Genomic DNA, 589 nt, shown 5'->3' with positions numbered 1-589 from the left:
CTACCATTAGCAATACTGACCATAAGAACAGTCATCATAACAAGGACGTCATCATGACCGACGAAAACCCGAACAACCCCTACCAGGCCCCGGACAGCACCACCCGGCGCCCGGCCAGGCCCGACAGCCCGGAACTGGCCAGCCGCCTGTACCGTTTTCTTGGCTCCATCATTGATGGGCTGGTACAGCTACTGGTCATCGGCCCGATCATCTACTTCACCGGCATCTGGGACGCCCTGATGCAAGGCAGCGGCGACATCAACCTGACCACCAGCATTGGCCTGTTCATCGCCGGGGAACTGATCTTCCTCGCCCTGCAGGGCTGGCTGCTGTTCAACCGCCAGCAAACCATTGGCAAGACGATTCTCAATATGCGCATCGTCGGCATGGAGCAGGACAACGTGCCCGCAGGCAAGCTCTACGGCCTGCGCTACCTTGTTTTTCACGTGCTCGCCCAGCTGCCCGGCGTCAATCTGATCATGATTGTCGACCCGCTGCTGATTTTCCGGTCTGACCGCCGCTGCCTGCACGACCACCTTGCCGGCACCCGGGTCATCCAGACCCAGAGCACCACCGCTTAACCCCGATT

The 589-nt window shown here is 59.8% G+C and carries 1 protein-coding gene; it reads left to right on the top strand.

The window, feature by feature from the left end:
* Window positions 1-581 (top strand): RDD family protein (locus A3754_RS23290; protein ID WP_369817645.1); only part of this gene is annotated, 581 nt, incomplete at its 5' end.
* Between the last annotated feature and the right edge of the window lie 8 nt (window positions 582-589).

Source organism: Alcanivorax sp. HI0083, from assembly GCF_001635175.1.
This window is presented reverse-complemented; position numbering and strand designations above follow the sequence as displayed.